The organism is Meiothermus cerbereus (genome assembly GCF_051297115.1).
Lineage (GTDB): Bacteria > Deinococcota > Deinococci > Deinococcales > Thermaceae > Meiothermus > Meiothermus cerbereus_A.
The window spans coordinates 1-7,367 of sequence record NZ_JBEVAL010000105.1; the positions used below are offsets into that span (position 1 = coordinate 1).

Annotated in this window: 6 protein-coding genes; 4 read left to right on the forward strand and 2 right to left on the reverse strand. The window is 62.1% G+C overall.

All coding sequences use genetic code 11. The annotated features are described in order from the left end of the window. Positions 1–204: 204 nt before the first annotated feature. On the forward strand, positions 205–1,725 hold the full coding sequence (locus tag ABWU19_RS13870) for a CoA-acylating methylmalonate-semialdehyde dehydrogenase (RefSeq protein WP_435902254.1): 1,521 nt from the start codon (positions 205–207) through the stop codon (positions 1,723–1,725). A gap of 58 nt (positions 1,726–1,783) precedes the next feature. Beyond that, positions 1,784–2,446, forward strand: a complete 663-nt coding sequence (locus ABWU19_RS13875) for a transposase (RefSeq protein ID WP_435902255.1) — start codon at positions 1,784–1,786, stop codon at positions 2,444–2,446. Positions 2,447–2,451: 5 nt separating this feature from the next. Here the strand turns inward: ABWU19_RS13875 and dnaJ are convergent, their stop codons facing one another. Next, positions 2,452–3,528, reverse strand: coding sequence for a molecular chaperone DnaJ (gene dnaJ, locus ABWU19_RS13880; protein WP_435902256.1), 1,077 nt, complete (start codon positions 3,526–3,528; stop codon positions 2,452–2,454). A gap of 253 nt (positions 3,529–3,781) precedes the next feature. Between dnaJ and ABWU19_RS13885 the strand changes: the two genes are divergently transcribed. Next, positions 3,782–4,897 (forward strand): pyridoxal-phosphate-dependent aminotransferase family protein, encoded by a 1,116-nt coding sequence (locus tag ABWU19_RS13885; protein ID WP_435902257.1) that lies wholly within the window; start codon positions 3,782–3,784, stop codon positions 4,895–4,897. A gap of 162 nt (positions 4,898–5,059) precedes the next feature. Here ABWU19_RS13885 and ABWU19_RS13890 read toward each other — a convergent pair whose 3' ends face one another. Next, positions 5,060–5,791 carry a diguanylate cyclase gene (locus tag ABWU19_RS13890; RefSeq protein WP_435902258.1) on the reverse strand — a complete coding sequence of 244 codons (732 nt, stop codon included), beginning with the start codon at positions 5,789–5,791 and terminating at the stop codon, positions 5,060–5,062. A 255-nt stretch (positions 5,792–6,046) separates the two neighbouring features. Here ABWU19_RS13890 and ABWU19_RS13895 point away from each other — a divergent pair, with 255 nt between their 5' ends. Further along, a complete protein-coding gene (locus ABWU19_RS13895; protein WP_435902259.1) occupies positions 6,047–7,309 on the forward strand; it encodes a replication-associated recombination protein A in 1,263 nt (420 codons plus the stop codon). Positions 7,310–7,367: the final 58 nt, after the last annotated feature.

The window sequence follows — 7,367 nt, forward strand, 5'->3', positions numbered from 1 at the left end:
AGAAACACCTTACAGGAGCGGCCTGCTTTTGCCTACTCAGGGTTTTGTCGTGTACTTAGCCAAGAATCTTGACTTTTTCCGTACCAGACAGAGTGGCTGTCTATTTAGACAGACTGTCCATTGCTATCCAGGGCCCTGGCTCCTACCATAAACCTATCTGGGCCCAAACCCACTCTTTATTCCTAGCCCACAAGGAGGCAGCACATGGCAGTCAAGGAACCCCAAGTCACCCTCAAGCGCGTCTCACACTGGATCGGCGGTAAGCTGGTCGAGGGCCAGTCTGGGCGCTCGGGCATCGTTTGGAACCCGGCCACGGGGCAGCAGCAGGCCACGGTAGACTTCGCCTCGGTGGAAGAGCTCGACGGGGCGGTGGCCGTAGCCAAGGAAGCCTACAAGAGCTGGCGGCAGACCCCCCTTTCCCGCCGGGCCGAGATCATGTTCAAGTTCCGCGACCTGGTGGATCAGAACCGCCGCAAAATTGCCGAGCTGATCACCCTCGAGCACGGCAAGACCATCCCCGACGCCCTGGGCGAAGTGGCACGGGGCCTGGAAAACGTCGAGTTTGCCACCGGCATCCCGCAGCTCTTGAAAGGTGGCTATTCCGAGCAGGCCAGCCGGGGTGTGGATGTGTACCAGATTCGCCAGCCGCTGGGCGTGGTAGCGGGCATCACCCCCTTCAATTTTCCGGCCATGGTGCCCATGTGGATGTTTGCCAATGCCATCGCCTGCGGCAACACCTTCATTCTGAAGCCCTCGGAGAAAGACCCCTCCCCCAGCCTTTTCCTGGCCGAGCTCTTGCAGCAAGCCGGTCTACCCGATGGGGTGTTCAACGTGGTGCAGGGGGACAAAGTGGCGGTGGACCGCATCCTCGAGCACCCCGATATCAAGGCCGTGAGCTTTGTGGGCTCTACCCCCGTAGCCCGGTACATCTACCAGACCGGCAGCAAAAACGGCAAGCGGGTGCAGGCCCTGGGCGGGGCCAAGAACCACATGGTGGTGCTGCCCGACGCCGATATCGGCATGGCCGCCGACGCCGCGGTGAGTGCGGCCTACGGCTCGGCGGGCGAGCGCTGCATGGCCATCTCGGTGGTGGTGGCGGTGGGGGATAAAACCGCCGACGAGCTGATTGCGGCCATCCGGGAGCGGATGCCCAAAATCAAGGTGGGGCCTGGGCTCCAGGAGGGCGTGGAGATGGGCCCCCTGATCACCCGCGAACACCGCGACAAGGTGGCCTCTTATATTGAAAACGCCCCCAGGGAAGGGGCCACCGTGGTGGTAGACGGGCGGCAGGACCCCGTTGCCCAGTCCGAGGGCTTTTTCCTGGGCACCAGCCTGCTGGACAACGTTAAGCCCGGCATGAAGTGCTACGACGAGGAAATCTTTGGCCCGGTGCTCAGCGTGGTGCGGGTCAAAACCTACGACGAGGCCCTCAAGCTCATCAACGACCACCCCTACGGCAACGGCACGGCCATCTTCACCCGCGACGGTGGCGCAGCGCGGCAGTTCCAGTTCGACGTGGAAGCCGGCATGGTGGGCATCAACGTGCCCATCCCGGTGCCGGTGGCCTACTACAGCTTTGGCGGCTGGAAGGCCAGCCTGTTTGGCGACCTGCACATGTACGGCCCCGAAGGGGTGCAGTTTTACACCCGCGCCAAGGTGGTGACCAGCCGCTGGCCCGACCCCAGCACCAGCAAGGTGGACCTGGGCTTCCCGCAGGTGCGCTAGGATACAGAATGTGCAGACCCTCCCCGCTACTGGGGAGGGTTTTTGTATTATCCAAGCAATGCCCTACGACCCCGACAGACACCATCGCCGTTCTATTCGACTAAAGGGTTACGACTATTCGCAAGCCGGGGCCTATTTCGTGACCATCAACATCCACCAAAGACGCTGCTTATTGGGCGAGGTAGCGGATGGAAAAGTCTACCTTAGCCCGGCGGGGAAGATGGTTTTGGCTGTGTGGGAGGCCATTCCCTCGCATTACCCAGGCGTAGAGGTGGATGCCTTTGTGGTGATGCCGAACCACATACACGGAATTATCGTGCTAAAAACCCCCGTAAGGGCGGCCCCCTGTGGCCGCCCCGACCCCTGTGGCCGTCCCGACCCTGAACCCCCGCTGGCAAATCAACCCTGCCCCGATAACCCGCTATCACCGCCAGGGGATGGTGGGCAGACAATGGGGCAAGCAATGGGGCAGGCACGGGGGCCTGCCCCTACGGGGTTACGGTTGGCAGACATTGTGGGGCGGTTCAAATCTCTGACAACACGGCACTACATCACGGGCGTGAAGGAACTGGGCTGGCCTCCGTTCGACGGCCACTTCTGGCAACCCAACTACTACGAGCGCATCCTGCGAGATGAACACGAACTGAACATACGCCGCAAATACATTGCACAAAATCCTCGGCGTTGGAGCAAAGACCGCGAAAACCCGATTGAGCTGTAACGGGACTATCCCCTAAACACCCGCTTCACCTTGTCCCAGAAGCCCTCGGGGGCTACCTCTTCGCCCACTTCCTGGGCATACTGGCGCAGCAATTCGCGGGCTTTTTTGGACAGGTGGGTGGGCACGGCAATCTGGGTAATCACCTGCAGCTTGCCCCGGCTGCGGCTGCCCGGGTGGGGCAAACCCTGGCCCTCGAGCTCGAACACTTCGCCGTCGTGGGTGCCAGGGGGTACGCTGAGCTCGAGCTCCCCTTCCAGCCCCGGTATATGCACTTTGGCCCCCAGAGCAGCCTGGGCCAGCCCCAGCTTGAGCTCATAAATCAGGTTGGAGCCTTCACGTTTGAGGTGGGGGTGGGGCTGAATGTGCGGGCGAACAAACAGGTCACCTGGCCCACCCGGCCCCAGGTTGCCCATGCCCGAAACCCGCAGGAGCTGGTTTTCATCTATGCCGGCTGGCATGTTGACCTGAATCTTCTCTTTACGCCGCACCCGGCCCTGACCTTTGCAGCTCGTGCAGGTCTCGGATAGGGTGTAGCCCCGGCCCCGGCAGGCCGTACAGGGAACCTGGGCCACCATATTGCCAAAAAAAGTGCGCTGAACCTGCTCGAGCGTGCCCCGGCCCCCGCAGGAGCGGCAGGTCTGGCGCTTACCCCCCTGCCCGTGGCAGGTTTCGCAGGGTACCAGGCGGTCGTATTCAATTTGCTTCTCGGCGCCATACAGCACGTCCACCAGCTCCATCTCGACCTCGACCTCGAGGTCTTCACCACGGGGCGCACGGCCCGGCCCCCCCGGCGTGCGAAAACCAAATACCTGCTCGAACAAATCGAAGATGTCGCCAAAATTGCCCCCAGCGCCCCCCAGTCCACCCGGCGTAGCAGTACCGTAGCGGTCATAGTTGGCCCTTTTCTCGGGGTCGGAAAGCACCGCGTAAGCCTCGTTAATTTGCTTGAACTTCTCCTCGGCTTCCTTATTGCCAGGGTTTTTGTCAGGGTGATACTGGAGCGCCAGTTTGCGATAGGCCCGTTTGATCTCATCGGCGCTCGCGTTCCGGTCGACACCCAGGGTTGCGTAGTAATCGTTCATCGAAGTTTAGTCTACCAAGCTTAGGTATTTTTCTTGTGGCTTTGGACACCAGCAAACCCAAAAACCACCTGGATTTGCCCAGGGGCCACAGTTTTATACGGCTTCAGGCCGTGCGTTTTGACAAACCGCATATGCCCCTGTATATTCAGGCCAGATGCGATTCTCCGCTCGAGCTACCCGCTAACGGCGCTCTTCTTCGGAAGAGGCCGTAGGGGTTTGCCCAGCGGAGAATCTTTTTGTTTGGAGGAAACGCATGGTTCTCTTGACGCCCGGCCCCACCCCCATTCACCCCAGGGTGCAAACCGCCCTGGCCAAAGAGATGCGCGGCCACCTTGACCCCGAGGTGCTGGCTACCAACCGCCGCATCCGCGAGCATCTTAACGTTTTGTTCGACCCCGGCCAGGGCGCGCTGCTGGCCGCCATGCCAGGGTCAGGTAGCCTGGGCATGGAGGCCGGCCTAACCAATCTGGCCGACGAAGGAGACGCTGTTTTGCTGCTGGTTAGCGGCACCTTCGGCGAGCGCATGGTGGAAATTGCCCACGCCTATCAGTTCGACTACAAGGTGCTGCGCTCCGAGCCAGGCCACCCCATTGACCCCCAGGCCGTGGCCGCGGAGCTGAACCACCGCCCCTATAAGCTGGTGGCCCTGGTACACGGTGAAACCAGCACCGGTGTGCTCAACCCGGTCGAAGAGATTGCTGCTCTGGTGCAGGCCCACGGGGCGCTTTTTATGCTGGATGCGGTCACTACTGCCGGCATGATGCCGCTTTCGATGCAAAAACTCGGCATAGACTATGCCTTTACCGGCAGTCAAAAATGCCTCTCGGCCCCGCCTGGGCTGGCGCCTTTTGCCCTTTCGCAACGCGGGCGTGAGTGCTTAGGCCAGGTGCGGGGCTGGTACTCCGACCTGTCGCGGGTAGCGGTGTACTGGGAGCAGGAAGGCTACTTCTGCACCTCACCGGTGCTGCTGCACTACGCGCTCGAGGAAGCCCTCAAGCTGGCCCTGGAAGAAGGCCTGGAAGAGCGGCAAAAACGCGCCGAAACCATGTACTCCACGGTGCTGTCGCTGCTGGAAGAGCTGGGTTTCAGCGCCTACGCCGCCCAGGGCGCCCGCCTGCCCACAGTGCTGGTGGTGCGCCCACCCCAGGGCCTGCACGAAGCCGATATTCGCAAGGGGCTCTATGCCCGTGGGGTCTCGGTGGCCGGTGGCATTGGCCCCACTGCCGGAAAGGTGCTGCGGCTGGGCTTGATGGGCGAGAGTGCCCGCCCCGAGCACTACCGGGCTTTCTTCAAAGCCCTGGGCGAAGTGCTGGGCAAGAGCGGCCTCGAGCGGGCTTTCGAAGAACGGGTGGGCCTGGTGGCCTTCTAAGTTGCGCCAGGGCAGACTGGCAAAACCAGCGGAATGAGTCAATGCATACCTGGCGCAATTCCTAAAGCGAGCTTTCGGTACGGCATCTTGCATTTCGCTTATGGAGACACTTAGCGCGCGCTGTCCCTGCGTAAACCAGCGCAGCGCATGGGGCTTGGAGCATCAGTGTTGGGTCAGGTAGTAGTGTGCGAGTTCCCCCTCGAGCTGCACCAGCGCCTGTTGGAGGCTCCTACCTTGAAGGGGTAGCACGCCATAAGCCCGTATCACCAGGTTCTGCCGGATGCGGCGAAAGACAGCCTGAGCCCCCTCGAGGTTGCTGCCCTGCAGCACGATCAGAAACTGACCCGGCTTAAGCTCAAACACCATATCCGGCTGGCGCAAAAACTGCAACAGTTCCGTGCCGGGTTGCTCGCTGCGGGTGTGCAGCAACAAGAGCGTAACCGGCCGCACCGCCGAGAGGGTCTCGAGGCTTGGGGCCAGGACTTGCAGGGCTGAATAAGGCAGAACCCCCCCATCATGCCGAAAACCCATCTGCATAGGAGAAGGCAACCCCGGCACCTCGCGTCTGAGCAAAAAAAACAGCCCCAGCAAAAACATCACCCCCCCCATCAGGCTTGCCACCGCCGCCACCGCCGCCACATCCTCGGGTATCTGGGCCAGGTCGCGGCTGGCAGCCACCGCCAGCACACTGCTCATAAGGCCCAGGCCCAGCACCCAAAACAAGCGCACCTGTGGGCCCAGCGGCACCCGGGCATACAAGCTAGCAGCTGCGGCCAGAATCAGAGCCGCCAGCAAAAACACCAAACCGGGATAAATGCTCTCTTGCCGGGGGAACAACCACAAAGGCAACAGCCCCAACAGGACGAAACCCCAGGGCAGCAGCGATAACCACATAGCCCATAGCATACGGCTATGGCCCCAGGTGGCCTGCCAAGAATGACCATCGGGGAAGGGCAATGCTCGAGAGGCCGCATTTCTTCCCTCACCCCAGCCCCTCTCCCTGGGGTAGAGGGGTTCCCGCTCGGTTTTGGGATCCCATAGGTGTTCTCCGCAGCGTTCGGCCATCTGCAATGCGATGCTGTACTCGGAGATCGATTTGAACAAGCACAACCAGCTATCCCCCTGCTCTAGTACAATTACGTTGTGAGCATAGCACCTCTGGCCGAACGGGTACGCCCGGCAAACCTGGACGAAGTGGTGGGGCAGGAACACCTGACCGGGCCAGGAAAACCTTTGCGGCGGATGACCGAGACCCGTCGCCTTTCTTCCTTTATTCTGTGGGGGCCGCCCGGTACCGGCAAAACCACCCTGGCCCGGCTGATGGCCCAGGGGGCAGGACAGGAAATGGTGGCGCTTTCGGCGGCGAACGCCGGGGTCAAGGACATCAAGGAAGTGGTGGCCAAAGCCCAGACAAATGGCAGCCTGGTGCTTTTCCTCGACGAGATACACCGCTTCAACAAGTCGCAACAGGACGCGCTGTTGCCCTACGTCGAGTCGGGTCTTCTGACCCTGATTGGGGCCACCACCGAAAACCCCTCCTTCGAGGTCAACCCGGCGCTGCGCTCCCGCGCCCGGGTCTACGTGCTCAAACCCCTGGACGAAGAAACCACCCGCAGGCTCCTGGAGCGCGCACTACAACACCCCAGAGGGCTGCAAGCCCGAGCCGACCCAGAAGCCCTGGACTTGATTGCCCAGGCCGCCATGGGCGACGCACGGCGGGCCCTGTCGGCGCTGGAACTTGCCGCCAGCCTGGGCGAAGGGCACATTACCCTGGCCACGGCCCGCGAGGCCCTGGGCAGCGGCACGCTCAACTTCGACAAGGGCGGCGAGTACTTCTACGATCTGATCTCGGCCCTGCACAAGTCGGTGCGCGGCAACCATGTGGACGCGGCCCTGTACTACCTGGCCCGTATGCTTGAAGGCGGCGCCGACCCGCTGTACCTGGCCCGCCGACTGGCCCGCATGGCCCTGGAGGACGTGGGCCTGGCCGACCCCAACGCCCTGCGCCTGGCGATGGCCGCCAAGGACGCCTACGATTTTCTGGGTTCCCCCGAAGGCGAGCTGGCCCTGGCCGAACTGGTGGTTTACCTGGCCCTGGCCCCCAAGTCCAACAGCGTCTATGTGGCCTGGAAAAACGCCCAGAACGCAGCCCTCGAGCACCCCGACGCACCCATCCCCCTGCACATCCGCAACGCCCCCACCGCGCTCATGGAGCGGCTGGGTTATGGCAAGGGCTACGCCTACTACCACGACGACCCTGAGGGCAGCTTTGCCCAGCAGTACCTGCCCGAAGCACTGGAGGGCCTAAAGCTCTACCAGGCTACCGGAGAGGGCTGGGAAGATAAGGTGCGCGAGCGCTTGAAGGCCTTGCGGGCGCGGTTTGCCAAAAAACGCGAGGGGAACCCCACTTGACACTCCCACGGCTAAAGCCAGTGGGATTCTTGGTTCAACGAGGACTGCCCACGATGTG

Bases quoted from the DNA above. Each gene is read 5' to 3' on its own strand.
- ABWU19_RS13870 (WP_435902254.1), top strand. From the start codon at position 205: ATGGCAGTCAAGGAACCCCAAGTCACCCTCAAGCGCGTCTCACACTGG.
- ABWU19_RS13875 (WP_435902255.1), top strand. From the start codon at position 1,784: ATGCCCTACGACCCCGACAGACACCATCGCCGTTCTATTCGACTAAAG.
- dnaJ (WP_435902256.1), bottom strand. From the start codon at position 3,528: ATGAACGATTACTACGCAACCCTGGGTGTCGACCGGAACGCGAGCGCC.
- ABWU19_RS13885 (WP_435902257.1), top strand. From the start codon at position 3,782: ATGGTTCTCTTGACGCCCGGCCCCACCCCCATTCACCCCAGGGTGCAA.
- ABWU19_RS13890 (WP_435902258.1), bottom strand. From the start codon at position 5,791: ATGTGGTTATCGCTGCTGCCCTGGGGTTTCGTCCTGTTGGGGCTGTTG.